This is a genomic window from Pseudomonas sp. RL_5y_Pfl2_69 (assembly GCF_963970465.1).
Classification (GTDB): Bacteria; Pseudomonadota; Gammaproteobacteria; order Pseudomonadales; family Pseudomonadaceae; genus Aquipseudomonas.
In genome coordinates, this window is the sequence record NZ_CAXAOU010000004.1 from 373,526 (window position 1) to 399,991 (window position 26,466).

Annotated in this window: 24 protein-coding genes and 1 riboswitch; of the genes, 10 read left to right on the forward strand and 14 right to left on the reverse strand. The window is 58.1% G+C overall.

Annotation, left to right across the window (positions count from 1 at the left end; all coding sequences use genetic code 11):
* Window positions 1–187: 187 nt before the first annotated feature.
* Both rarD and AACY07_RS10030 read right to left on the reverse strand, forming a co-directional pair.
* Complete coding sequence (rarD, locus tag AACY07_RS10025) at window positions 188–1,072, reverse strand: EamA family transporter RarD (RefSeq protein ID WP_133079200.1); 885 nt, start codon at window positions 1,070–1,072, stop codon at window positions 188–190.
* Between the two features lie 277 nt (window positions 1,073–1,349).
* Window positions 1,350–2,666, reverse strand: coding sequence for an MFS transporter (locus tag AACY07_RS10030; protein ID WP_133079199.1), 1,317 nt, complete (start codon window positions 2,664–2,666; stop codon window positions 1,350–1,352).
* 158 nt (window positions 2,667–2,824) lie between these two features.
* Here AACY07_RS10030 and AACY07_RS10035 point away from each other — a divergent pair, with 158 nt between their 5' ends.
* From AACY07_RS10035 to pssA, 3 genes are all read left to right on the forward strand, one after another.
* A complete protein-coding gene (locus AACY07_RS10035; protein ID WP_133079198.1) occupies window positions 2,825–3,922 on the forward strand; it encodes a sugar diacid recognition domain-containing protein in 1,098 nt (365 codons plus the stop codon).
* 150 nt (window positions 3,923–4,072) lie between these two features.
* Window positions 4,073–5,212: a glycerate kinase gene (locus AACY07_RS10040; protein WP_339474641.1), complete on the forward strand. Its 1,140-nt coding sequence runs from the start codon at window positions 4,073–4,075 to the stop codon at window positions 5,210–5,212.
* Between the two features lie 164 nt (window positions 5,213–5,376).
* Complete coding sequence (pssA, locus tag AACY07_RS10045; RefSeq protein WP_133079196.1) at window positions 5,377–6,720, forward strand: CDP-diacylglycerol--serine O-phosphatidyltransferase; 1,344 nt, start codon at window positions 5,377–5,379, stop codon at window positions 6,718–6,720.
* Between the two features lie 101 nt (window positions 6,721–6,821).
* Here pssA and AACY07_RS10050 read toward each other — a convergent pair whose 3' ends face one another.
* Entirely contained in the window at window positions 6,822–8,339 is a 1,518-nt protein-coding gene (locus AACY07_RS10050; RefSeq protein WP_339474643.1) for an ArnT family glycosyltransferase, read from the reverse strand.
* Window positions 8,340–10,028 (reverse strand): lipid IV(A) 4-amino-4-deoxy-L-arabinosyltransferase, encoded by a 1,689-nt coding sequence (gene arnT / locus AACY07_RS10055; RefSeq protein ID WP_339474644.1) that lies wholly within the window; start codon window positions 10,026–10,028, stop codon window positions 8,340–8,342.
* A gap of 433 nt (window positions 10,029–10,461) precedes the next feature.
* On the opposite strand from arnT, the gene AACY07_RS10060 reads away from it, so the two are divergent.
* Window positions 10,462–11,067 (forward strand): SCO family protein, encoded by a 606-nt coding sequence (locus AACY07_RS10060; protein WP_019827121.1) that lies wholly within the window; start codon window positions 10,462–10,464, stop codon window positions 11,065–11,067.
* A 29-nt stretch (window positions 11,068–11,096) separates the two neighbouring features.
* Window positions 11,097–11,561 (forward strand): copper chaperone PCu(A)C, encoded by a 465-nt coding sequence (locus tag AACY07_RS10065; RefSeq protein WP_339474645.1) that lies wholly within the window; start codon window positions 11,097–11,099, stop codon window positions 11,559–11,561.
* 268 nt (window positions 11,562–11,829) lie between these two features.
* Here the strand turns inward: AACY07_RS10065 and AACY07_RS10070 are convergent, their stop codons facing one another.
* The 8 genes from AACY07_RS10070 to AACY07_RS10105 all read right to left on the reverse strand — a co-directional run bounded on the left by AACY07_RS10070 (window position 11,830) and on the right by AACY07_RS10105 (window position 20,159).
* A complete protein-coding gene (locus tag AACY07_RS10070; RefSeq protein ID WP_133079192.1) occupies window positions 11,830–13,173 on the reverse strand; it encodes an OprD family porin in 1,344 nt (447 codons plus the stop codon).
* Window positions 13,170–13,610, reverse strand: a complete 441-nt coding sequence (locus AACY07_RS10075; protein WP_339474646.1) for a pseudoazurin — start codon at window positions 13,608–13,610, stop codon at window positions 13,170–13,172. Before AACY07_RS10075 ends, AACY07_RS10070 begins: the two co-directional genes overlap by 4 nt.
* A 22-nt stretch (window positions 13,611–13,632) precedes the next feature.
* Complete coding sequence (locus AACY07_RS10080; RefSeq protein WP_445261366.1) at window positions 13,633–14,409, reverse strand: ABC transporter ATP-binding protein; 777 nt, start codon at window positions 14,407–14,409, stop codon at window positions 13,633–13,635.
* On the reverse strand, window positions 14,406–15,410 hold the full coding sequence (locus tag AACY07_RS10085; protein ID WP_445261369.1) for a FecCD family ABC transporter permease: 1,005 nt from the start codon (window positions 15,408–15,410) through the stop codon (window positions 14,406–14,408). The genes AACY07_RS10080 and AACY07_RS10085 overlap by 4 nt, the downstream gene beginning before the upstream one ends.
* Before the next feature lie 8 nt (window positions 15,411–15,418).
* Complete coding sequence (locus AACY07_RS10090; RefSeq protein ID WP_339474648.1) at window positions 15,419–16,432, reverse strand: ABC transporter substrate-binding protein; 1,014 nt, start codon at window positions 16,430–16,432, stop codon at window positions 15,419–15,421.
* A gap of 119 nt (window positions 16,433–16,551) precedes the next feature.
* Window positions 16,552–16,750: riboswitch (cobalamin riboswitch) on the reverse strand.
* Between the two features lie 33 nt (window positions 16,751–16,783).
* Window positions 16,784–17,947 carry a DUF1624 domain-containing protein gene (locus AACY07_RS10095; protein WP_339474649.1) on the reverse strand — a complete coding sequence of 388 codons (1,164 nt, stop codon included), beginning with the start codon at window positions 17,945–17,947 and terminating at the stop codon, window positions 16,784–16,786.
* A gap of 104 nt (window positions 17,948–18,051) precedes the next feature.
* Window positions 18,052–19,350, reverse strand: coding sequence for an MFS transporter (locus AACY07_RS10100; protein WP_339474650.1), 1,299 nt, complete (start codon window positions 19,348–19,350; stop codon window positions 18,052–18,054).
* A 35-nt stretch (window positions 19,351–19,385) separates the two neighbouring features.
* Window positions 19,386–20,159: an SDR family NAD(P)-dependent oxidoreductase gene (locus tag AACY07_RS10105; RefSeq protein ID WP_338647412.1), complete on the reverse strand. Its 774-nt coding sequence runs from the start codon at window positions 20,157–20,159 to the stop codon at window positions 19,386–19,388.
* A 270-nt stretch (window positions 20,160–20,429) separates the two neighbouring features.
* On the opposite strand from AACY07_RS10105, the gene AACY07_RS10110 reads away from it, so the two are divergent.
* Window positions 20,430–20,765, forward strand: a complete 336-nt coding sequence (locus tag AACY07_RS10110; RefSeq protein WP_338647414.1) for an RcnB family protein — start codon at window positions 20,430–20,432, stop codon at window positions 20,763–20,765.
* A 56-nt stretch (window positions 20,766–20,821) separates the two neighbouring features.
* On the opposite strand, the gene AACY07_RS10115 is transcribed toward AACY07_RS10110, so the two are convergent.
* Window positions 20,822–21,331, reverse strand: a complete 510-nt coding sequence (locus AACY07_RS10115; protein WP_339474652.1) for a PaaI family thioesterase — start codon at window positions 21,329–21,331, stop codon at window positions 20,822–20,824.
* 307 nt (window positions 21,332–21,638) lie between these two features.
* Here AACY07_RS10115 and AACY07_RS10120 point away from each other — a divergent pair, with 307 nt between their 5' ends.
* From AACY07_RS10120 to AACY07_RS10135, 4 genes are all read left to right on the forward strand, one after another.
* Window positions 21,639–22,025 (forward strand): hypothetical protein, encoded by a 387-nt coding sequence (locus AACY07_RS10120; RefSeq protein ID WP_339474653.1) that lies wholly within the window; start codon window positions 21,639–21,641, stop codon window positions 22,023–22,025.
* A 284-nt stretch (window positions 22,026–22,309) separates the two neighbouring features.
* Entirely contained in the window at window positions 22,310–22,735 is a 426-nt protein-coding gene (locus AACY07_RS10125) for a VOC family protein (protein ID WP_338647420.1), read from the forward strand.
* Window positions 22,736–22,844: 109 nt separating this feature from the next.
* Entirely contained in the window at window positions 22,845–24,107 is a 1,263-nt protein-coding gene (locus AACY07_RS10130; RefSeq protein WP_339474680.1) for a cation:dicarboxylate symporter family transporter, read from the forward strand.
* 373 nt (window positions 24,108–24,480) lie between these two features.
* Window positions 24,481–25,350, forward strand: coding sequence for an isocitrate lyase/PEP mutase family protein (locus AACY07_RS10135; RefSeq protein WP_133079179.1), 870 nt, complete (start codon window positions 24,481–24,483; stop codon window positions 25,348–25,350).
* A 45-nt stretch (window positions 25,351–25,395) separates the two neighbouring features.
* On the opposite strand, the gene AACY07_RS10140 is transcribed toward AACY07_RS10135, so the two are convergent.
* Window positions 25,396–26,271, reverse strand: a complete 876-nt coding sequence (locus tag AACY07_RS10140) for a LysR family transcriptional regulator (protein WP_326426774.1) — start codon at window positions 26,269–26,271, stop codon at window positions 25,396–25,398.
* Window positions 26,272–26,466: the final 195 nt, after the last annotated feature.

A 26,466-nucleotide genomic window follows, 5' to 3' on the forward strand; every position in this document is an offset into this window, starting at 1 on the left:
CGCCAAGCAAATACTGGGCCAAAGTCGTTTTAAACGAGCGTTCGTGTTGTTGAAAAAAACTGATTAACGGTAGCTTGCTATCAAGTGCTGTGGGGGCGGGCTTGCTCGCGAAAGCATCGCCCCGGTGGTTTTGGCAGGCCGAGTCGCCTGAGCAGAGAGCCAGCCCACCCCCTCGCATTCAACCCGTTTACATGGATCGGCGTTGACGCACCAGGTGCTTGAACCCTTCGAACATCAACACCCCCACGGCCAGCCAGATCGGCAGATAAGTCATCCACTGGCCCGCGGTAATGCTTTCGCCCAGCAGCAATGCAACCAGCACCAGCAACACGGGTTCGACATAGCTGAGCAAACCGAAGAGGCTGAACGCCAGCATCCGGCTGGCCAGGATGTAACTGATCAGCGCCAGGGCACTGATGCCCCCCAGGATTGGAATCAGCGCGTACAGGGCAGGGCGATGGCTGGCCACCTCAAACCCTTGCTCACCACTTTGTACAAACCACCACGCCACAGGTATCAGCAGCAGCATGTCAGCCCACAGGCCGCCGAGGTTGTCGGTGCCTGCACGCTTGCGCAGCACGAAGTACAAGGGGTAACCAATGGCCACCACCAGAGTGGTCCAGGAGAACCCGCCCACGCGGTACACCTCGTTGGCGACCCCGAGGGTTGCCAGTGCCGCGGCGATTTTCTGCAGATGGGACAGTTGCTCGCCATACACCAGGCGACCGGTCAGAAGCATGGTCAGCGGCAGCAGGAAATAACCCAGCGATACGTCAAGGCTGTGGCCATTGAGCGGCGCCCAGAGAAACAGCCAGAGCTGAACGCCCACCAGTGCACTGGACGCGACGAGCACGGCGAAGAACTTCGGTTGCTGACGCAGCCGCGAGAAAATCACCGGCACCAGCCGCCAGTCACCAGAAAAGCACATGAACAGCGTCATGCAGGGCAGGGTCAGGAGCATCCGCCAGCCGAAGATTTCAGCTCCGCTCAAGGGCCAGAGCAGGGATGTGAAGTAATACATGACACCGAACAGGCTCGATGCCAGAACAGACAGAACAATACCTTTGGACACAACAGCCTCGTTGAAACACGCATTTTGATTATTAGAAGTGCGTAGCTTGAGGCTCTGTGAGCTGTAGGGCAAATCCTTGATTATGAATGTCTGTGGGAGCAGGCACTGGGGTCAGTCAGGCAAACCGCAGGGATGCAGCTCCTACAGGTTTGGTGATGCCCATGATGGCAAGGTCAATGTGGGAGCGGGCTTGCTCGCGAAGCAGGCAACCCGGTTTCAGAGTCAAACCGCAGCGCTACCATCGCGGGCAAGCCCGGCTCCCACAGGCTGTGCCTGATTATGGGGTTTTAATGCCCCGGGTCATGCGCAGTGCCAGCAGGCTGCCGCCCACAATCACCGCGGCCAGGAAGTACAGGGCCGCGTCCGTGGAGCCGGTGGCGTCTTTTACGAAGCCCACCAGGTACGGGCTAAGGAAACCGGCCATTTGCCCCATCGAGTTGATCAGTGCCAGGCCACCAGCGGCTGCACCCGCGCTGAGCATCGCAGTAGGTACTGGCCAGAACATCGGCAAGCCGGTCAGTGCGCCCATGGTCGCAATGGTCAGGCCCAGAATCGCAATGGCCGGGTGCGCGGCAAAATTCACCGCGATCACCAGACCCACCGCGCCCATCAGCATCGGTACCACCAGATGCCAGCGGCGCTCCTTGTGCAAGTCCGCCGAGCGGCCCACCAGCAGCATGAACACTGCCGCCAGCAGATAAGGAATCGCGCTGATCCAGCCGATCACCAGGGTATCGCTGAAGCCCAGGCTCTTGATGATCGACGGCAACCAGAAGTTGATGGCGTACACGCCGCTCTGGATGCAGAAGTAAATCAGGCCGAAAGCCCAGATGGCCGGGTTTTTGAACACTGCCGACAGCGAATCGGTGGCCGATGAAGCGGGTTTGCTGGCGGCATCCAGGCGATGGTCCGCTTCCAGTACCGCTCGCTCATGGGCACCCAGCCATTTGGCGTTGGCAAAGCTGTCACTGAGCAAGAAAATGGCCAGTGCGCCCAGCACGACGGTGGGAATGCCTTGCAGCAGAAACATCCACTGCCATCCGGCAAGGCCGCCCTGGCCTGCAGCGAAGTGGCTGAGAATCCAGCCGGAGAATGGCCCGCCAATCAGACCCGATACAGGGATGGCGCACATGAACAGGGCCATGATCCGGCCCCGGCGAAAGCTGGGGAACCACTGCGAGAGGTACAGCACCACGCCCGGAAAGAAGCCCGCTTCAGCGGCACCGGTCAGCAGGCGCAGGGTGTAGAACCCGGTAGGTGTGGTGACAAACATCAGGCAGGTCGACAGGGTCCCCCAACTGATCATCATCACGGCGATCCAGCGCCGGGGGCCGAATCTGGTCAAGGCCAGGTTGCTGGGTACGCCGCACAGCACGTAGCCAATGAAGAAAATACCGGCACCCAGGCCGTACACGGTTTCGCTGAACTTGAGTGCATCGAGCATCTGCAGTTTGGCAAAGCCAACGTTTACCCGGTCCAGGTAATTGAACAGATAGCAGATAAAAATGAAGGGGATCAAACGCAGGGTGATGCGCTTGTAGATGGCGTTTTTATCGTCATCGCTGATCGGCGATGCGGGGGCGCTCTGTGACATCTTATGTCTCTCTTTATTATGTTTTTTCACGATCCAGGGGTAACGTTGACCGCAGCTTGAGTCTCGGTCACCACAACGCCGCTGTCTTTGTGCTGTCGCACAGCATTTTGCCGAGTCGCCTGTGCCCGTGAACAAATGTATCCAAGGATTGTCACCCTATGTTTGAACTGGACCATGATTTGGCGCAGGACATCGTGGATCGCGCGATGGCCATCTTGCCGTACAACGTAAACGTGATGGACAGCCAGGGCCTGATCCTGGGCAGTGGCGAGCCTGAGCGTATCAACACCCGGCACGAAGGGGCGCAATTGGTGCTGGCCAATGGACGGGTGGTGGAAATCGATGCCCAGGCCGCCAAATGCCTGAAAGGCGTGCAGCCGGGTATCAACTTGCCATTGTTGCTCGATCAACGACTGATCGGTGTGCTGGGCCTGACGGGCGAGCCCGAGTTGCTGCGTACCTACGCCGAGCTGGTACGCATGACCGCCGAGATGCTGGTGGGCCAGCGTTACCAGCAGGCGGAACAACAATGGCGGCGCCAACGCTGTGACGATCTGGTGGCTTTGCTGCTCAGTGAAGGGGGCGACTCGCCGCGACTGATCGACGAGGCCCAGCAATTGGGCCTCAAGCCCCAGCTGGCACGGATTCCGTATTTGTTTGAACTGGGCAAGGGGCAGAGTGCAGAGGCCTTGAGTGTATGGCTGCAGTCACGCTACCCGGACAGCTGGTGCGTCAGCCCGGCCACGGGCTCGCTGCTGTGGTGCCGGCCGGCGACGACTGCGCTGGATGACATGCGGCTGCTGGAGAAGCTCGACGGCCAGGGCTGGAAGGTGTTGCGGATTGCCGCAGGCGGGCAGGCTGATGCACTCAAGGGGTTGCGCCGCTGTTATCGACGGGTGGGTGATCTGCTGGCATATGGTCGCGATGTACTGCCGCAGACCCGCCTGCTGACGCTCAATCGCTACCGGTTGCCGGTGATGCTGTGGCGTCATCGCAATGACGATGCGCTGGAAGAATTGCTCGGGCCATTGCACAAAGTGGTGGCCAAAGACGCCAACGGCCAACTGATTGCCACGTTGCGCAGCTGGTGTGATCACGATGGCCAGAGTCAGGCCTGTGCCGACGCGCTGGGGATTCATCGCAACAGCCTGCGCTATCGCATGGAGCGTATCGCCGAACTGAGTGGCGTCGACCCGCTGAGCCTCAATGGCATGCTGGCCCTGTACCTGGGAGTCCAGCTGCTGGCACAGACGTGATTGTGGGAGCGGGCTTGCTCGCGAGAGCGCCTGCAACACGGTTCCTTGTCCAAATGAACAACAAACCCCTTGAATGCTTGTGCGCCCGACTGGCGTGTTTTGGGCCGGTTGCTGGCAGCATGGAGGGTATAAGAACTGGAGATACGCCCCATGAAAATCGTGATTGCCCCCGACTCGTTCAAAGACAGCCTGAGCGCCGAAAAAGTCGCCGACGCGATTGCAGCCGGTCTGGCTGACGTATTGCCCCACGCGCATTTGGTCAAGTGCCCGATGGCCGATGGCGGCGAAGGCACAGTCGAAGCGATTGTCGCCGCAGGCAATGGCCAGTTGCGCAGCAATCATGTGCAAGGCCCGCTGGGCGCACCGGTCGAGGCCCATTGGGGCTGGCTGCCTGACAGCCACACGGCAATCATCGAGATGGCCGAAGCCAGCGGTTTGCAACTGCTGAAACCGGAACAGCGCAATGCCTGCATCACCAGCACCTTCGGCACCGGCGAACTGATCAAGGCCGCGCTGGATGCCGGCGCACGGCGGGTCATCCTGGCCATCGGCGGCAGTGCTACCAATGATGCCGGAGCCGGTGCATTGCAGGCGCTGGGCCTGGGCTTGTTCGACGCCCAGGGCAACAGTCTGCCGCGCGGCGGCCTGGCGCTGGCCCATGTGGCGCGTATCGAGCTGGCAGGCCTGGACCCGCGTCTGGCCGAGGTACGCTTTGAAATTGCCGCTGACGTCAACAACCCGCTGTGTGGCGAGCACGGTGCTTCGGCAATCTTTGGCCCGCAAAAGGGTGCATCTGCCGAACACGTGCAGTTGCTGGATCAGGCGCTGGGGCATTTTGCCGATCACTGTGCAAAGGTTTTGCCCAAGGATGTGCGTCAAGAACCAGGCTCGGGTGCAGCCGGGGGGCTGGGGTTTGCTGCCAAGGCGTTCCTCGGCGCGCAGTTTCGTGCAGGGGTTGAAGTGGTTGCCGAGCTGGTGGGGCTGGCCGAGGCTGTAAAGGGGGCAGACCTGGTGATTACCGGTGAAGGCCGTTTCGATGCCCAGACCCTGCGCGGCAAAACCCCCTTTGGCGTGGCGAGCATCGCCCGCGCTGAAGGTGTTCCGGTGGTGGTATTGGCAGGTACGTTGGGCGAGGGGTATCAGGCGCTGTACGAGCACGGCATCAACGCGGCATTTGCAATTGCCAGCGGCCCGATGACCCTGCAGGACGCCTGCACCCGGGCGGCGTCATTGCTCACTGACCGGGCGCGGGATATTGCGCGGTTGTTGAGTCTTGCCAAATTTTCATGACACATAAAGCGTGATGGAGTGACGGTGCGTCGATTCGGATAACTCGCTCTGCCTGTAAAACCAGGGCGATCTCATCGCGAGCAAGCCCGCTCCCACATTGAGGTTTCATTGCAAACTTTGGTGTAAGCTTTGCGGCTCTTCGCATTCGACCCTTAGCGAGCCCTATGCCGTCGCTCTTCAAACGCTCTTTGCTGCCTAAACTGCGCAGCTTTCCGTTATCTGCCGATGCTTTCAGTATCCTGCCAAGCGCAGCGGATTTTCGTCGCTGTCTGTTGGAGCAGATTGCAGGCGCACGCCACCGCATCACGCTGGTGGCCTTGTACCTGCAACAGGATGAGGCCGGGCAGGAAATCATGGACGCCTTGCATGCCGCCAAAGCGGCGCGTCCCGAACTCGAAATCGCCGTTGTCGTCGACTGGCTGCGTGCCCAGCGCGGGCTGATCGGTGCAGGCAAGCAGCCCGGCAATGCGGCCTGGTATCAGGCGCAAACCGCATCCCACGCCACCCATGTGCCGATTTATGGTGTGCCGGTCCAGACCCGCGAGCTGTTCGGCGTGCTGCACCTCAAGGGCTTCATCGTTGACGACTGTGTGATCTACAGCGGCGCCAGTCTGAATAACGTGTACCTGCACAAACTCGACAAGTACCGCTTTGACCGTTACCACGTGCTGCACAACAAGCCGTTGGCCGACACCATGCAGCGCTTTGTCCAGCAGGACCTGATCGAGACCAGGGCGGTTCATCGCCTGGACCTGCCAACACTGCCGACAACCCGCAGTTTGCGCAGCGCCATCGGTGATTTGCGCAGCCATCTGAAAAAAGCCAGCTACGACACCAGCGCCGGTACTGTCGGCCACTTTGGTCTCTCGGTCAGCCCGTTGCTGGGCGTGGGCAAGAACAACCCGCTGAGCCGGGTGATTTGTGAACTGATTGCCTGCAGTCAGCAGCAACTGACCATTTGTACGCCGTATTTCAACCTGCCGCTGCCTGTGACCCGTGAAATCAATCGGGCCCTGGAGCGTGGGGTGCGGATTGATATCGTGGTGGGCGACAAAACGGCCAACGACTTCTACATCCCGCCCAGCGAACCTTTCCGGGTTATCGCGGCGTTGCCGTATCTGTATGAGTTGAGCCTGCGCCGGTTTGCCAAGAGTCATCAGCGCATGATCGACAACGGTCTGTTGAATCTGCACTTGTGGCGCGAAGGTGACAACACCTACCACCTGAAGGGCATGTGGGTCGATGATCGCTATACCTTGTTGACCGGCAACAACCTCAATCCGCGTGCGTTCCGCCTGGACCTGGAAAACGGTTTGCTGATTGATGATCCGCGTCGCGAATTGCTGGAGCCTCGCCGCAAGGAGCTGGACGCCATCTTTGCCCATACTCAGCGCATCGATAGCTTCAAGAGCCTGGAAACACTGGCGGATTACCCGCCAGCGGTGGCCAAGTTCTTGCGTCGCGTCAGCCGGGTACGGATCGAGCGCTTGCTTTACCGGATTCTCTAAATACCCGTGGGAGCGGGCTTGCTCGCGATTGCATCGACGCTGAGTACCAGATACCCCGCGTCGTTTCTATCGCGAGCAAGGCCGCTCCCACAGGGTAGGGATCACGGGATATACACCACGCTGCCCCCCTCGCGGCGATGCAACAGGCGATCACCGTTATCCGGCTGACTGGTAATGACCTGGTGGTCCACGCTCAGGTAGCCCAGGGGTAGGGGATCGCCACTGCGAAACTGGGCGAAGATCAGCGTGCGTTTCGGGTCGAAGTGCTGGCCGCTGGTTTTATCCAGCCAGGCCATCAGGGCGGCACTGTCGCCGTTGCGGGGGAAGTCCTGGCTCTGGTCGATATAGAAGAACGGCTCGCCTTCATTCTGGACATACATCGGCAGTTTGTTGTCGACATCGATCATCACCATGCGCCATTGATCCCAGGGCGCCTGCTCGCTGGCCCGCGCTTTCACATCCTGGCCGAACTGGATAACCCCGCCACCGCTGTTGGACCAGGGGTATATCACCCCCAGTACCAACAGCACGGCCGCAGCGCTGACGCCAAAGCCGATCTTCCAGCCACGCCCGCTGCTTTTGCGTTGCGCCATGCGCCGTGTCACCCACCAGGCGGCCAATAGCTGCGCAAAGGGCACCAGCGGCAGCACGTAATAACTGCGCCGACTGCCGCTGGCGGTGAAGAATACAAACAGCAAACCCAGCCCCCACACCAGCCAGCGCGTATTGGGCTCGATGTGACGCCACTGACGCACGGCCACCCACAACCCGATCATCCAGAACGGCGCCCAGGGCAGGGTGTAAGCCGGCAGGTAAATCAGGTAGGTGTAAATAGGCCCCATGTGGTCGAAGGGGTTGAAGAAGCGCACCACGTTTTCACGCAGTACCAGCCCCAGTCCGCTTTCACCATAAGTTGGCGCGCCATACAGATGGGACAGGACAAAAGGCAGCATGTACACCGCCCCTGCAACGATCAGGGCCAGTAACAGGCGCAGGTTCAGATGACGCTTCCAGCGTTGCTCCCCCAGTAGATGAGGCAGCAGAACCAGCCCCGGCAGGATAAAGCCGATCAGTCCCTTGAGCAGGGAGGTCAGGGACAGCAGAAGAAAGAACACGCAATAACGGCTGAAGCGGGTGTCCTGCGGGTCGCGCCAGTACCACCAGACTGCGGCCAGAAGACCGAATACGGTGAGAATGTCCGCTGTCGCCACCCGTGCCCAAAACACAAAGTAGAAGGTGGTGGCCAGCATCCATCCAGCAATCAATCCGGTGCCTTTGCGAAACAGTTGCTCGCCGATCAGGTACACCAGCCATACGCTGAACCAGGCTGCGATAACCGAAGACAGGCGTAGCGACCAATGCCCCAGGCCGCCCGTCAGCCCGGCGGTTGCCGTGATCAGCCAGTACGAGGGCAAGGGCTTGTCGTAGTAGGGTGATCCCTTGAGGTACGGGTCCAGATAATCGCCGCTTTGCAGCATCTGCAGTGCAATGTTGGCCCAACGGGTTTCCGGCCCCCACAGCTCCCTCGAGCCCAGGCCGAGCAACAGCAGCAGGGCAGACACGGTCAGTAGCACCAGCAACGCTTTCTGGTTGCTGTCCAGGCGCTTGAATACCGTCATTTAAGGCTGAACCCCGGGGAAGATAAATATCGACAGATCGCCGCGCTCGTAGCGTTTGCCGCCCACCGGCAGCAGCTCGACTTCGTGGGTTTCCAGTGCCGAATGAACTCGCATGACGACCCCGACAGAACCGCGCCTCTGGGCGTCCTTCATCCAGTGAGCGATGTTATCCATGTCAACCTGACGCGCAGCTGAATCGGCATACCCCAGGCCGTACTTGAGTTCGCCCACGGTGTTGTAAAGGCTCACGTCAGGTCGCCCAAGGCGCCATGAAAGCGCCGACGCAGCGCCCAGGTCGTTGCTTAACAACGTGCTGGTCTGACTCAGTTCCTGCACATGTTCGGCGATAAACTGGTCGGGCATTTTACTGTTGACGATTTGTCCCGGCATGGCTGCGGGCAACAAGGCCACCAGCAAGCCCATGCCCAGCGCGGGTGCGGCCCACAGCTGCAAGGGGCGCAGGGCTTGCAAGGCATTGCTCAGCAGCCAGCCGAGCAACACGATGTAGCCCAGGGACAGGCTGAATATCTCGGTGTTGTCATAGACCGGGTGGCTGATTTGCAGATAAATCAGCCCCGCCAACCCGGCTACGGCCAGCAGCGTATTCAACACACCATTGATACGTAGAGTCCGGCTACGCGCCTGGGCCAGCCAGGTCACCAGTGCATGGCCCATCAACAGCGCCAATGGCAGCAGGCACGGCATGATGTAAGTCGGCAATTTGCCCTTGCTCAAGCTGAAGATGGCCAGCGGCAGCAGCATCCACAGCAACAGAAAACCAATCGCTGGCTGGCGCTTTTGCTTCCATGCATCGAGCAGGGCTGCGGGCACCAGAGCGGCCCACGGCAAACTGGCGGCCAGCAGGATGGGCAGATAGAACCACCAGGGTTGAGTGTGTTGCGCATCGGCTGCGCTAAAGCGACGGATGTGTTCGTTCCAGAAAAAGAATTGCCAGAAGTCCGGCTCCTGATGATGTATCGCCAGCGCCCACGGAACACAGATAGCCACTGCGACCAGGATCGCCAGCGGACCGTAAATCAGCACTTCCTTTATGCGCCGCTGCCACAGGGCATACGGCACCGCGATCAGTACGGGTAATAACCAGGCCAGAAAGCCTTTGGTCATGAAGCCCATGCCACAGGCAACGCCAAGCACTGCCCATGAGCAAAGGCGCCCGCGACGAGTCTTGCTGTCAAAGGCAAACCACACAGCGACCAGGCTCAGATTGACCCAGAAGGTGAACTGCGGGTCCAGGTTGGCATATCCGGCTTGCCCTGCGACCAGCCCAAAGCTCATGTAAAGCAGGGCACTGGCGAAACGCTTGCGAGGGTCATCCCAAAGGCTGCCAGCGATTAGCCACGCCAGCCAGACACTCAGCCCGGTACTGAGCGCAGAGGCGATGCGCACGCCAAACAGGTTGTCACCAAACACGGCCTGGCCGATGGCAATCATCCAGTAGCCAGCGATGGGCTTTTCGAAATAGCGCAAACCCATGAAGTGCGGCGCGATCCAGTTGCCACTGTGGAGCATTTCCTGACTGATCTGGGCATAGCGGGTTTCGTCGGGTATCCACAGCCCGTGGCTCATCAGTGGCAACAGATAAAACACCACAAAAGCCAGTATCAGACTGGGCAAGGCCAAGCGTTCCAGACCCTGGATCCGGAAGGTGTGAGGGACAACGGCAACCATGCTTTCCACCTGTAAGCCCGTTATAGACGTAAGTTATGGCCGGCACGTTAAACAGGAGCAGGTGGGCGAGAGGTGAAGTGGATGTGAAAAAAACGCATGTCGCCACTTGGCATGCAGGCCCTAGTTGCCGGACAGACGTGACGACGACTGCCCGTAATTGACCTAAAGCTGTCCTGAGTCGATTTGTCGCAGGCCTTGCTGCATCGCCCGGTTTTACTGGCTGCGGGAGGCGGAGCGCACCATAGAGGGGCGTCTGTACCGTGCGACAGGTCAGTGAGAGTGTTAAATTCTGCGCCCATGCAACACGTCTATCCCACAGCAATCGTACGCACTGAGCCTGGTCAGACCTGGCATCGGGCAGCGTACACACCTGCCTCGTCGCACGCAGGGTTGAGGCCTTTATCGTTTAAAGGGCCGCTTAAAGGAACCTTACATGAATGAATTACTGACTCGCCGCCGCGTAGTCACCGGTCTTGGCTTGCTCAGCCTGGGCTTGATCGCAGGTTGCGACAGTGGCAGCGGTTTGTCATACAAGTACGGAAAAGACCTGAGCAATGAAATCCTGGGGCGCAAGTTCAAGCTCAGGGATGCTGAGGGTACCGAGATGATGCTCGGCAGTTTTCGCGGGATGATGCCGATGATTTTCTTCGGCTTTACCCAGTGCCCGGCGGTATGCCCGACTGCGTTGGCCCGTGCGGCACAGGCCAAGAAGATGATGGGGCCTGACGGTGATCGGCTGCAGGTGGTCTTTATTACCCTCGATCCGGAACGGGACAAGCCGGCCATGCTGGATGCCTATGTGAAAGCCTTCGATCCGAGCTTTATTGCATTGTCCGGCACCCTGGAAGAAACGGCGGCCACGGCTAAAGAATTCAAGGTGTTCTACGAAAAAATCCCTACGGGTGATTCGTACACCATGTCCCATACGGCTACCAGTTTCGTCTTCGATTCCCGTGGTGTGTTGCGCCTTGGCTTGTCGCCGTCACTCTCGGCCAAGCAATGCACTGAAGACTTGCTGACCGTGATGTCCGTCTGTTAATCAACGCCTCCTTTGAAAGAGTCAACCCTATGAAGCCTGTGAACTACCTGTTGCTGTCGCTGCTGGGCCTGAGCCTGCAGGTTAACGCGCAAACTGTTGTTGATGATGCCTGGGTCCGGGCCACCGTTGCGGGGCAACCTTCGACCGGCGCTTTTATGCACATCACGGCCAGTAGCGACAGCAAGCTGGTTGAAGTCCAGTCACCCGTTGCCAAGACCGTGCAAATTCACGAGTCGAAGATGGAAAACGACGTGATGAGCATGCAGCCTTTTGCATCGGTGGCATTGCCAGCGGGCAAGAGCGTTGCCATCGTGCCTGAGGGTTATCACGTGATGCTGATCGACCTGGTCGGTCAGATTAAAGTCGGTGACCAGGTACCGTTGACCCTGATTGTCGAAGACAGCAAAGGGGTCAAAGAGTCGATTGAGGTTAAGGCCCAGGCTCGGGCATTGAACAGCATGCCGATGCATCACGATCATGGTTCGATGCACTAAACCAGGCAGAGTCCTTGTAGTCGCTGCCGAAGGAACGAGGCTGCGTCCGGCGTGATGCGGCCCCCCGACGAAGCCGTCGTAAAGTCGGGTTGTACGGTTTATCAGGCATCCCGCGCGTACTGGCTTTGCGACCGCTTCGCGATCGAACGTAGCCTCGTTCTACTCGTCAACTGCTACGACGCGTTGTTGACGGCGAAACCTTTAGCCGCTGCCGAAGAAGCGAGGCAGCGGCTAAAGGGGCGACGGGTTTAAATGTGCATCAAACCGATCAGAAACGCCCCGTCAGCGGGTACTCAACCGCAAGACGTATCTGATCGGTGTCCAGTTCAGCCTGTGCCTTGTTGCCGCGATGAACGTTGTGTCGCAATGACATGATTGTGCCCTTGGCCGTTCCGCTCTGAATCACGTAACGCGCTTCCAGATCCCGCTCCCAGTGTTTCCCGCCTTTGCCATAGCCCAGATACGCATACCCGCCCCGAGGGTCGACATGGCTGCCGTCGATCTGGCTGCCACGCACGTAAGCGGCGCTGAATACCAGTCCGGGCATGCCCCAAGGGGTCATTGCCAGGTCGTAACGTGCTTGCCACGACTGTTCATTGGGCGCGTTGAAGTCAGACAATTGCACCGCATTGGTAAGGAAAATGGCGCCCCGCGTCACGTAATCGAACGGCGTATCACCATGAACTTTCTGATATCCCAGGCTGAAACTGTGGGGGCCTTGGGCATAGGTGCTGAGCAAACTCCAGGTGGTGTTGTCGATGTTGCCTGATAGCGCCTTACCTTCATCGGTGGTGCGGTACAGGTTCAGGTTCAGCGACAGGGAACGGTTTTCATCAATGGCGTGGCTGAAGACGGCCCCCAGGTAATGCTGGTTCCAGGTGTCCTCATAGCGGGAGCTGTAGAGACTGGCGCTAAGGTTTTTGCTTGGGGTGTAGACAACCCCTGCGAGGTCGAAGGCATTGCCTTTGGGCCCGTTCGAATAGTTCACCACAAAGCCCTGATCGTGGCTGCTGGCGTTGCGGTCAGTGCTTTCGGTGAAATGCCCGCCGACCATTTTCAGGTCATTGATCTCGTTGCTGGTGAGGAACACCCCCGTGGCGGTTTCCGGTAGCAGGCGACTGTCGGATGAGCTGAAAACCGGCGTCTTGACCCGCTGTTCACCATAGGAGAGCACGGTATTGGACATGCGCAGTTTTATCGCTGCGCCGCCTCGGCCGTAGTTGTCCTTGGGGTAGCCGTCGTTATCCAGCCCGAGCAGGCGGGCCTTGCCTGCGCGTCCGCCGCCGCTGTCCAGCTTGAGCCCCATGTAGGCGTGGGCATCCACTCCAACGCCGATCAGGCCTTGGGTGAAGCCTGACTGCAGGGTGCCCATCAAGCCGTATGCCCACTCTTCGGCATAGCCATTGCGCTCCGAGCGCGGTTTATAGGCATTGCGTGCGCCGCTGTTGCTGGCGCCATGGCGATATTCGCGGCTGTCGTAGACCGTACGGTTGAGCACGCTCCAGGTGCTGTCTTCGATAAAACCGTTGGCCTGTTCCTGTGCCGACTCGGCAAACGCCAACGGGCTGGCGAGAGCGATCAGGATCGCGGAGCGCGATCGCACGGCACTCATTTTGCCACCTGCTGTTTTTGCAGGGAGGCGTTCAGGCGGTCGAGTGCACGTTTGGGTAGCGTAGCGGGCAGTTGCGGGGGCTGAGCTGACGGTTCGCCCACCTGGATCAGCATCACCATGCCCATGGCCAGGTGCGGGATGCACTGAATGCCATAGAGCCCCGGTACGGTGAAGGTCTGCTCGATTTCCTGATTGAGCTTGCCTTTGAACGGTTGTGCCCCTTCAGGCAGCAGACCGGGCAGGGTGGCGGCATTGTGGCTGCTTTGTGTTGGGATGAACTTGACCGTGTCACCGGGGGCGATCTGCAAGTAATCCGGTTCATAGACCATGCCGGCCGTGGCGCTGCGGGTAAGCATTTTCACTTCGTGGGTCTGGGCCAGTACCGATGTACAGAACAGGGCAGTGGTCAACAGCAGGGTAATGGAAGAAATACGCATGAGTTGCTCTCCATAAAAAGGTTTAAAAAGGGCGCATTCGTAAAATCTGCGCACCGTCAAAAGGGTCAGTCAAATAGTGCGCCTGGACCCCGAAGGTGGCCTCAAGGCGTTGTGGGGTCAGGACTTCAAGGGGGCTGCCCAGCGCCATCAAACGGCCTCGCTCAAGAATCGCCAGGCGATCACAGCTCAGCGCCTGGTTGAGATCGTGCAATGCGATCAGGGTCGTCAAGGGCAAGGCCTTGACCATTTTCAAAATGGCCAGCTGGTGCTGGATATCAAGGTGATTGGTGGGCTCGTCCAGCAACAGGATCTGCGGGCGCTGGGCCAGGGCCCTGGCGATGTGTACACGCTGGCGCTCACCCCCTGAGAGGCTGCGCCAGGTTCGGCTGCGCAGGTGTGTTGCATCCACATCGATCAAGGCCTGCTCGACGATGGCCGTGTCGTTGCCAGACCACGGGCACAATGCTGACAGCCAGGGGGTGCGGCCAAGGGCGACAGCATCGAACACACCAATCCCGTCATGGGTATCGGCATGCTGTTCAACCACCGCCAGTTGTTGCGCAATGGTGCGTTGGCTCATTTTTCTGAGCGGCTGTCCGTGGATAAAGGCTTCGCCACGGCTGGGCACACGCAGATTGGCCAGCAGCTTGAGCAGCGTGGATTTTCCCGAGCCATTAGGCCCGATGATGCCCAGGGTCTCGCCAGGGAGCGCATTCAGGTTGATGCCTTGCAGCAGTTGAGCAGCACCGACGCAGTAACTCAGGTCGCTGCAACTCAACACTGGAATTGCCTCATTCATCGGGCATTTCTCCTGCTGATCAAAATCAGCGCAAAAACCGGCGCACCGATCAGCGCGGTAACGACGCCTACAGGGATCACCTGGCCCTTGATCAGGGTGCGGGAAAGAATGTCGGCGGCGATCAGAAACAATGCGCCGCCCAGTGCGCTCAAGGGGACCAGGCGCCCATGGCCGGTGCCTGACAGCAAGCGCACGGCATGGGGGATGACCAGCCCGACAAAACCGATGGAGCCGACAATGGAGACCATCACAGCAGTCACCAGGGCTGCACAGCTGATCAGCAACAGTTGCACCCGGCGCACAGGAATTCCCAGTGACGCCGCAGAGTCCGCACCAAACGTGAACGCATCCAGTGCCCGTCTGTGCCACATGCACACCGCCAACCCGAGCACTGCCACTGGCACTGCCAGCCATACCGAGGACCAGCGCACGCCACTGAGGTTGCCCAACAGCCAGAACATGATCCCGCGGGCCTGTTCAGAGCTGGCCGATTTGGTGATCAAGAACGCGGTGATCGCGTTGAACAACTGCGAGCCGGCTATCCCCGCCAGAATGATCTGGGCACTGGTACTGGCTGGTCCGCTGACGCGAGCCAGCACAATGACCAGGGCAAAAGCGGTGATGGCTCCGGCAAAGGCTCCTGCAGACAGGGAGATGGCTCCCGCACCCAGGCCCAGTACCGCCACCAGTACGGCGCCGGTCGAAGCACCGGCAGAAATGCCAAGCAAGTAGGGGTCGGCCAAGGGGTTGCGCAGTAAAGACTGCAACACCACCCCGCACGTCGCCAGCCCGGCACCACAGGCTGCAGCCACCAAGGCACGGGTCAGGCGATAGTTCCAGACAATGCCTTCGTCGATCGGATCAAGCACATACCCGGCAGCCCACAGCTTGTTGGCCAGCACCTGGAGCACCACGCCCGGGGCGATCGGCGTTTCGCCGATGGCAACCCCGCCAAGCACTGCCAACAGCAAGGCCACGAAGGCCAGCAGTGTGAGCATCAGCCTTGCACTCATTTGGGCAGGTCGTAGGCATTGATGGCTGTCGCGAGTGTTTCGAGCCCGTCGAACATGCGCAGGCTGGCCTGCATGGCATGGGCATCAAGGATGATGATGCGGTTGTTTTTGACGGCATCCATGTTGCGGGTCACAGGGTCGGTGCGCAGGAATTCGAGTTTTTTCTCAACGTCATCGGCCGGGAAACGACGTCGATCCATGCGTGCGATGATCAGGAACGTCGGGTTGGCCTTGGCCAGGGTTTCCCAGCCGACGGTTGGCCATTCTTCATCGGATTCCACAACATTACGTATGCCCAGGGTATTGAGCATAAAGTCGGGGATGCCCTTGCGACCTGCAACGTAGGGGTCGATGTCCAGGTCGGCACTGGAGAACCAGAACAGCGCGCTGGTGTGGCTCAGGTCCTTGCCCTTGAGCGAGTCGGTGGATTTTTCAAGGCCGGCCTTGAGTTCGGCGTTGAGCTGTTCGCCGCGCTGCTGCACATCGAACACTTCAGCCAGCTGGGTGATGCTCCTGTAGACGCTGTCAATGCTGAATGCCTGCAGGCGAGTGCCGTCTGCACCTACAAGATTGTCCTTGCCCTCACAGTCCGAAGGCATCAGGTAAGTGGGTATTTTCAGCTCATGAAACTGTTCGCGAGTCCCCACCACGCCCTGCGGGCCCACCATCCATTCCAGTTGCACCGCCACCAGTTCCGGGCGTTTTCCAATCACCGACTCAAAGCTTGGGTCGTTGTCGGCAAGCCGCTCGACCTTGTCGTTCTGCGCCTTGTACCGGGCGGGTACATCGTTGAACCACAGCGAGGTGCCCGCCAGTTTGTCGCCCAGGCCCAATGCATAGAACATCTCGGTACCGGCCTGGCCGATGGTCACGGCACGCAGGGGTGCGTGCTGAAAGGTCAGCGAGCTGCCGCAGTTTTCGATTGTCAGGGGGTATTGGGTAGGGGCCGCATGGGCCAGTGCTGGCAAGGCAAGGGTGGCAAGAAGGGTAACAGCGCGGTGCAACAGCATGATGCAATCTCCATTTGATCGTACACAAAACGCAGGTGTACAGCCGGGAACACATCACCGAGCACTGTTGGCGCAACAGCACGAGAGCAAGGATGCCTTCCCCGGACACCCCGCCGGTTAGTTTTTTGACTTTGCCGGCAGGTCTCCTGACTGATGGGTCATCGCCTGGCTCCAGCCTTCCCGGGAGGTATCCCAGTGGCAAACACGGAGCAGGCTCGTCATCTACAGTTGCGGGGGCAGTTCCGTTTGGTGCGACAGAGGCACTTCGGATTCCCTTTTAACCCCCCCGTGGGGGGGACCGGCGGCGGGATGATAGTCGATCTTGTTTGCAAGAGGGAGTAGGTGTCAGATTCAGAAATACTTGAGCCAGGCAATATCTCTGCGACGGGCTTTCAAGGCAGCAAACCAGCGCACCGGCCAATACAGCGATGTGGCCAGCAGTACTGCCGTCAGCCATACCGCAGCGATACTGTCAAAACCGAAGTAGCTGCCCTGGTTCTGGCCAAACAGGGCGACACTCGCCACATACAGCACTTTGAGCACGTACAGGTGCAACAGGTAGAAGAACATCGGTGCAGCGCCGAAAACGGCCAGGGTGGCGATCCACTTGCGTTGCCCGGCCCGCTCAAACCCCAGTAGCAGCAACAGGCCAGCCCCCAGGGTCAAGGCGAGAAACAGCAGCGAAGGCGGGTATTTGGTGATGTTGAAAAAGCTCATCAGGCTCTGTGTGAAGCCGTCATGACTCACCCACGGCGCTTCCCCATAGCCATTCAGTAAACGCAGTACGACAAAACCCAGCAGCGCCACCGTACCTGCAAGCAACAGATAGCGCTGACGTACGTCAGCCGGTGCAGAGCGGGCAAACCAAGGACCCATGCAGTAACCCAGCGCGATCACACCGATCCAGGGCAGCACAGGGTAAGACGTGCGCAGGCGCAAGTTGTCCGAGAACTCGATCCAGCCACGATCATGCAAAATCGCCCAAGGGATATGCATCATCGAATCCACGGGGAAATGCAGGGTATCGAGCAGGTTATGCCCGGCGACAATGACCAGGCCCAGTACCAGCAGCAGTGGACGAGGCAGCCAGACCAGCGCCGCAAGGGCAATCATGCTCACGCCAATGGCCCAGATAACCTGCATATAGATGACCGAGGGCGGGAGCTGGAAGGTCCAGGCGAAATTGACCAGAGTGAACTCCAGCACCACCAGAAACAGCCCGCGCTTGAACAGAAACGCCGAGACATCGCGCTTGCCCTGATACTTCTCGCCGTACAAAAACGCCGACAGACCGGTCAGCAAGACAAATACCGGGGCACACAGGTGGGCAAGGGTCCGGCTAAAAAACAGGGCAGGGTCGGTGATGTCGACGTTCATGGGATCGGACACCTGGCGGTGCAGAAAGAACGTCTCTCGCACATGGTCCAGCAGCATCAGGAGGATAACCAGGCCACGCAGGGCGTCGATGGACAGCAGGCGCTTGTTGGGAGGTGGAGCGAGGGTTGCGGTAGTCATTGAGGGATCACAGGCAAGGAGTGCATACAAGATATTGATACCTTATAACATTTCCGTTTGCGCTGTCATCCCCATGAGAAAGATTCGCAAGAATTGGGCGTTTGTTAACGCCGAATTTTTACCCATGCCATCAACAGCGCCGAGGACAAAACGCCTGCGGTCATAAAGATATAAGCCGCTCCGGGATTTCCGGTGAGGCCGATCAGGTAGCCAACGATCCACGAGCCGACAAAGGCACCCAATGCTCCACACGCATTGATCAGGCCGATGGCGCCGCCGAACACGTTTGCCGGAATGACCTCCGGAATCAGCGCGAAAAAGGGCCCGTAGGGTGCGTACAGCGCGGCACCGGCAATTGTCAGCAGTGCAAACGACACCCAAAAGTGCGAAGAACCGATCAGGTACGAACAGAAGAAGGCCAGTGCACCTAGTGCCAGCAGTGGCCAGATGAAACGTTTTCGTTGCTGGGTTTTGTCTGAGGCCCAGGACACCGCCAGCATCGCGGCAACGGCAGCGACATAGGGCACTGCGCTCAGCCAGCCGACGGTGACGATATCCGCCGCCGCGGCCTGTTTGATGATGCTTGGCAGCCACATGATGAAACCGTATACGCCAATGCTCCACAGCGCGTGAACACAGCACAGCTGGATCACCACAGGGCTGGTGAACGCCTGCCGGTAATTACGGACTTGCTTCATGCCTTTCTGTTCGTCCGCGAGGGTCGCGGCCAGTTGGGTTTTTTCCTGGGCAGTGAGCCAGTCGACCTGCTCGGGCTTGTCCCGCGCCATGCGCCACCAGACAAATGCCCACAGCACTGCAGGCGCGCCTTCAATCACAAACATTTCGCGCCAGCCCCAGGCCTGAATCAAATACCCGGATACCACCGACATCCACAACACCGTGACCGGGTTGCCCAGTACCAGAAAAGTATTGGCCCTTGAACGCTCCTTGCGGGTAAACCAGTTGCTGATGAAAATCAGCATCGCCGGCATGACTGCCGCCTCAACAATCCCCAGGGAAACGCGAATAAACATCAGCATGGGGATATTGGTCACCAGGCCCGTGGCCATGGCGCAAAAGCCCCACAAAATCAGGCTCCAGAACACCAGTTTGCGCACACTGTATTTCTGCGCGTAGATGGCGCCCGGCACCTGGAAGAAAAAGTACCCCAGGAAAAACAGGGCACCTATCAGCGAGGACATGCCCTTGGTGATACCCAGGTCCTGCTCGATCCCCGCCGCACTGGCAAAGCCATAGTTGGCCCGGTCCAGATACGCGAGGCTGTAGGTAATGAAAATCAGCGGGATAAGATACAGCCAGCGTTTGGACGCAAAACCTTTGGTCGTTACCCGGGCACTGGCTCTATCGGTCAAGGGCAGTGCAGGTTCTTTAAGAATGCTCATGGGTGTTCCTTGTTATTGTTTTTTGCGGGTGCGGGTCAAACAACGCTGGTCAAGCCTCCATCCACAAACAGCGTCTGACCGTTGATGAAATCCGACGCCGGGGAGGCGAGAAACACGGCCGCTCCGCACAGCTCTTCAACCCGCCCCCAGCGGCCCGCCGGGGTGCGTTTGCACAGCCACTCGGAAAACTCCTGGTTGTCGACCAGGGCGCGATTCATCTCGGTGGCGAAATAGCCCGGTGCCAGGCCATTGGCCTGAATGCCATGACGTGCCCATTCTGCGCACATGCCTTTGGTGAGCATCTTTACTGCGCCTTTTGAGGCCGCGTACGGCGCGATGGTCGGGCGCGCGAGTTCGCTTTGCACCGAGCAGATATTGATGATCTTGCCGCGCCCGCGAGCAATCATGTGCCGGGCAACCGCCTGGGACACATGGAACACACCGTCCAGATTGACCCGCATCAGGTCGTTCCAGTCGCTTTCGGCAAAGTCCTCCAGCGGGGCACGGCGCTGAATACCGGCGTTGTTGACGAGAATGTCGATGGCGCCGGTGTCGGTCTCGAAAGCATTGATCGCGGCAAACAATTGCTCGCGGTTGGTGACGTCAAACGCTGCGAATTCTGCCTTCAGGCCCTCATCGCGCAGTTGGCTGGAAATTGCGCGGGCTTTTTCGATATTACGATCGTTGATCACCACAATTGCCCCGGCAGCGCCAAGGCCACGTGCCAGCTCCAGGCCGATTCCTTTGCCTGATCCTGTGATCAAGGCACGACGACCCTCAAGCTGGAAGCTGCTGATATTGAATGACATGCTGTTCTCCACAAACGGCCGCTTATTGTTGTTACCGGCCCTGTGGTTACTTCACCTCACGCCAGAGGAGGAGTCCAATCGTCATTGATGATTTCGTAATCAATTATTTTGATCAGCGTTGAGACTGCTCAATCCACCTACGGGCATCCACCGACTGGCATCCATCAACGTTGCCGTCGATCAGTGAGCAGGAACGTAATCACTGCGCGGCGTGTCCATGAAGTCTGTATTGCCATACCGGCGATGGCTGGTAACAACGATGAGGTGAATATGCGCAGCTTGATTTCTGCATCACTATTGGCTGGTTTTTTGTGTGCACTGCCTTACGCAGTCCAGGCTGACGATGACAAACCTGCGGACTGCAAGCCCGGACAGATACTCGCCGAGTCCATGGACCTGAGCAGTTGCTATGGCAACGGCGACAAGGCTCCGGACCAATACACACGGGAAGAAGTCGCGATCAAGGACTGGAAAGCCAAAGGGCTTCCACAGCCTGATGAGCATGAGCAGTGGGTACAGATAAGCGGGCACTATGTGTTGGTCAACCGCGTGAATGCGGTCATCAAGGAGATCCGCACCAAGAACGCCAAGGTGCTCGGCAAGTAACGCCCACAGCGTGCAACCGGGTTCAAAGCCGCCTCAGGCAGAGGCGGCATCACGTGTCATCCTTCACCCGCTTCGCGTCCGTGGGCGGCAGTAGCCAGTAGCCCGGTATCGACGCGCACAAAAATGGAATCTCCGACCGCCGTCAGCACATCGCCTGCATAGACTTCACACAGAATCCGCGTCTTGCGCCCCACATCACCTTCAACTCTGGCCCGCAGGGTCAGTGGCACGCCCATGGGGGTGGGTTTGATGAACTTGATTCCCAGGTTACCCGTCACGCAGTTGATGCGCGGCTTGCTGGCCACATCGCGGTTCTCCTGGCGGTAGTGATAAGCCATTGCCGTCCAGTTGGAGTGACAATCAACCAGCATTGCGATCATGCCGCCGTACACCAGCTCGGGCCAGCCGCAATACTTGGGGTCAGGCAAGTGTTCGGCGATGACATGCACGCCGTCCTCGTGCCAGTAGCTCTTGATATGCAAACCCTGGGAATTACTGCTGCCGCAGCCGTAGCACACGCCATCTGGCGCGGCAGTATCCTGCAAGGAGGGAGTTAGCTGACTCATACCGTGATCATCCTGAAGGGTGTGCCCTTTACGTTAACGTAAAGATAGCCATTTTTCCTCGCGTTTCATGCAAGCGATGTTCGTTTTAATGAAATGTAGATCGCCAACTGTTGAACGGGTGAGCTCCACTCCTTGGCCACAACACGGCTTGCATCAGGGCGCTTTCGGGACGGCTGGACAGAGGCCTGTTGACGCCGGGAGCGGCAGGGCTGTTCCAGCACTCAGAGGGTCTAGGCCTTGGTTGCGGCCCTGGGTTAGGATCATCGAAAGCAACAATGGACTCCCTCGACGACAGGATGCGATCTGGATGCAAACCCCCTTTTCTCAAATCAGCGAGCGCTTGCACAATCGACGGTTTTGCGTAGCCGGCAATACCCACGGGCTTTCGGGTGCAGGCACGGTATTTCATTACCTGGTCGATGAGCATGGCATTTCAGGCACTTATCAGGGCGGTCGGATCCGTACCGGCAATCAAGTCGGGCGCGTGACAGGTCCCGACAGCATTGAGCTGCTTTTCCAGTGCCTGACCACCGAGGGTGAACTTGTTTCTGGCTGGTCCCGCGGCTCGGTAGGTGTTGATTCGTCAGGGCGTACGACTCTGGATTTTGTATGGGGCTGGCTGTCGGGCGCCACTGGCGGTGGCGAGTCAAGTTACGTAGAGCTTGGCGGGCATCTTGGGCTGCTGCCTGTATAAGTTGCCTACCCCCCCCAAAAAAAAACGAGCTCATGCACACCGCCGCAATGGCAGGTCACGGTGCCGGGTTGCCTTTGCGCGCGCGTAGCAGAGGCCTGGATGAACGAAAGACATTGATCATTAAGAGTGCCTAAAGCATCAAAATTATTTGTGCTTGTGAAAAATTTATATTGATTTTTTTAAGGGTGATACGGCTTTAGCATAAATCCACCTTGAAAAAGCCGTTGAGCAGCTCGCGTGCTGTTCGACTTCATAAGCCAATAAAAACTGCAGCCGGAGTCTTGATGAGTCTTTCTCCTTTCCACCTCGCAATCCCTGTTTATGACTTGGCCGCTACACGCACCTTTTACGGTGAAGTGTTCGGGCTCTCCGAGGGGCGATCCAGCACCCAATGGGTTGACTTTGACTTCTACGGTCACCAGTTGGTGATCCATGAGCACCCCAAGACCGCCTCTCAGGAAAGCGTGCACAGCAACCCGGTAGACGGCCACAACGTACCGGTGCCGCACTTCGGCATCATTCTTGAGTGGGCACAGTGGGAAGCCCTGGCCGAGCGACTGAAATCCTTCGGTACCGAGTTTGTGATTGAACCCTACATCCGATTCAAGGGGCAGGTCGGTGAGCAAGCCACCATGTTCCTGTTTGATCCGTGTGGTAATGCCCTCGAGTTCAAAGCGTTCAAGGACATGAGTCAGCTCTTCGCAAAATAATAAAAAACCTGGCGCAACACCGTTGCGCCAGGAAATCTCAAGTGAGCATGAAGCTCATGAATCTAGCTACTGCCTGATGCAGTCCTTTCATACAAATAAAAGGCTAGACATGAAACGTATCCCATTAGTTTGGCAAATTATTGCTGGGCTGTTGCTCGGCGTGCTCGTGGGTTGGTACTTCAATACCCACCCACAGAATCAAGTATGGGTAAGTACCGAGATCCTTAAACCCCTTGGAGACATCTTCATCAAGATGATGAAGATGGTGGTTGTCCCCATTGTTTTTTGTTGCATGATCCTCGGCATCGCAGGCGGAGGTGATAACAAATCCTTTGGCCGTATGGGTGCAAAGTCCCTGATTTACTTCTTTGCGATCACCAGCCTGGCCATTGTCATGGGGCTGGTCTTTGCCAATGTGTTCGAGCCCGGTAAAGGCACCGAGATAGCAGGCATTGCGCACAGCGGCACTTCTACGGTCACGATGGAGCCTTCAAAAGGCGCGCTGATCATTCTGCAAAACATCGTGCCCGATAACGTCATCGTTGCAATGTCGGAAGCGAAGTTGCTGTCAGTGCTGTTTTTTGCCGTACTGCTCGGGATGGCGTTGAACGCATTACCCAAAACCAGGAGTGCGCCGGTCATTGCGGTTATTCAGGGTTTGTCTGATGCAATGTTCAAGGTCGTCTCGTTTGTCATGGCGTATGCGCCGATTGGCGTGTTCGGAATGATCGGGGCGACAGTCGCGACCTTTGGCTTTGCTTCACTGTTGCCATTGCTCAAGTTGATTGGTGTCGTGTACCTCGCACTGATTACCTTTGCCCTGGTGTTCCTGGGAGGTATTTGTTATCTGATCGGCGAAAACGTGTTCAAGCTGATCAAGTACTTCAGGGATGAGCTGATCCTGGCTTTTTCCAGTGCTGCCTCGGCAGCCGTGATGCCACAGTTGATCAGCAAGCTCGAAGCCTATGGCGTTCCACGGCGAATTGTCAGCTTCGTGGTACCGGTCGGTTACGCCTTCAATTTGGATGGCGCGTCCATTTTCCTGGGCGTGGCGACGATCTTTATCGCTCAGCTTTATGGCATTGAACTGTCGCTGACCCAGCAAATTCTGTTGGTGGTGACGATGGTCTTGACGTCAAAGGGCGCAGCAGGAGTACCTGGGTTCGCGATCATTATTCTCTCGGCCACCCTGGCATCGGCCGGACTGCCATTGGAAGGGGTCGCATTGATCGCCGGTATTTTCAGGATCATCGACAGCGGAACTACGACCTTGAATGTTCTAGGGAATGCCATTGCTCCCCTGGTGATCGCCAAGTGGGAGAGGGCTCCACTCGTACGTCAGGCTAGCGCGAGCGTTGGGCAAAGCACCTGATCTGAGATGTATAAGAGCCTTCCACGTTGAGAGCGTCGAAGGCTCTTTTTATGTCGATTGAGCACAGGGCTGGGAGCTGAGCTGTATGCGCGCAGAGGCGAACGTATAAAGTTGACGGACAAGGGTTGTGAGCCGACGAAAAATAATCAGCTTTAAATAATGGATCGACCGCGTAAAATCAGTCCCCTGTACGAGGGCAGGAGCCCGCCTGACAGGAAAACGCAAACGACGCCCAGCGCGTCATTTGATTCCTGCAGGTCACTCAGGAGGACAGGCCGTACGGGTGGGCCAAACTGCTCAATTCGCAATCGATTGCGTGTATTACTTCCACCCAGTCTTACCCGTGTAGATAACATTCGTCCGAGGTGCCAACGTGTCCAGACTTTCCCATCAGCAACTGCGGGTCGAATTTCGCAAGTTACTCGCTTCTACATCCTGCTTTCACACCGCCTCCGTGTTCGATCCCATGTCTGCCAGAATTGCCGCCGACCTGGGTTTTGAAGCCGGTATCCTGGGCGGTTCGGTTGCTTCGCTGCAAGTATTGGCAGCCCCAGATTTTGCCCTGATCACATTGAGTGAATTTACCGAGCAGGCGACCCGGATCGGGCGTGTGGCACAGTTGCCGATCATTGCCGATGCCGATCATGGTTACGGCAACGCACTCAACGTGATGCGTACCGTGGCGGAGCTGGAGCGTTCCGGCGTGGCTGCATTGACCATCGAAGATACCCTCCTGCCTGCGCAGTTCGGCCGCAAATCGACCGATCTGATCTCGATTGAAGAGGGCAGTGGCAAGATCAAGGCTGCCATTGAGTCTCGCGTAGACCCTGAACTGGTGATCATTGCCCGAACCAACGCCGGGACGTTATCCGTCGAGCATGTGAAATCCCGTATCAAGGCTTACACCGAGGCCGGTGCAGATGGTATTTGCCTGGTTGGCGTGAAGGATTTTGCTCACCTTGAGCAGATTGCCGAAGGCGTCGAGCTTCCGCTGATGCTGGTGACCTACGGAAACCCCGAACTGTCCGACAGCCAGCGTTTGGCTGCGCTGGGCGTGCGGATCGTGGTAGCCGGGCATGCGGCTTATTTTGCTTCGATCAAAGCCACTTACGACTGTTTGCGCGAACAGCGCAATGTCACCTGCAGCACCTCTGATCTGAGTGCTACAGAGTTGACCCACACCTACACGCGACCAGAGCGTTATCAGGTGTGGGCCAAAGAGTTCATGAACGTAGACGAGTAGTTAAATAAAGTGATCATGTTCAGCGACTGATTACCGTGGCAGGCATCATGTTTTTTTCAGAACCTGCTCGGTAATCAGCTGGACAAGTGACTTCACAGGCTCGGTGAGGCTGCGGCGCGCGCGATGCACGAGCCCGATATCACGATGAAATGTCCGTTGCTTCAGGTCTATGGCCCGAACCTCTGCCGGCCATCCTTGATGGGTTGCCGTTTCTGGAACCAGCGCAACGCCCACCCCATTGGCAACCAGCTTGATGATCGCATCCAGCTCATCGAGTTCGCATACTTCTCGCAAAACCACATGGGTTTGGCGCAAGAATCGGTCAACCTGCCGACCGCCGAAAGACGATCGGTCGTAGCGTATGAATGGCTGGGTCGAGACCAGTTCAGACCAGTCATCCCCGGGCATGTCGGCCGGCACGATGAGCCGATAGGGTTCGCGCGCCAGCGTTGTCCATCGCAAGTCACTTTGAAGTGAGAAAGGCGGGCGGATGATCACGGCCATGTCGATCTCGCCAGCATCCACCTGATTGACCAGCTCCATTGAAAGGCCCGGAATAACTCGAGTCCTGCACTCCAGGAATTGTTGGTGAAACTGCGCCAGTGCTTCCGGTAAAAAAGAGCGTTGCACAGAGGCAATGGCTCCAATCGTCACCAGAATGCTTGCAGGCAGCCCAACAGTCGTTGTGCCCAGATTCTTGAACTGGCGCACCAGCTCCTGTCCCTGCAACAGTACTTGATGCCCCATCCGGTTGAGTTGGGCCGAGCGGCCTTGTCGGTCAAACAGCTCGACGCCGAGTTCCGCCTCAAGACGTTGCATTTGCGCACTGACAGCTGCCTGGGTCAGCCCTATCTTGCTGCCCGCAGCCGCAAAGGTGCCTTCTCTCGCCACGGCGATGAGGGTTTTCAATTCTTTAATCATGATCAAATAATAGTTATGTTTATGCGGTAAATATATTCATTTCTGTTGTTGATTGTCGCCGGTGACGGTGAAGCCAACTCACCGGTTTCAGGGCGGATACGTCGTCTATGAGCACATTGCCCATCGCTGGCTGGAGGGGCGTGTGCGCACCGTTTAAAAGCATGCGACCCGCGATGCTTTTTTGATAGCATGCGC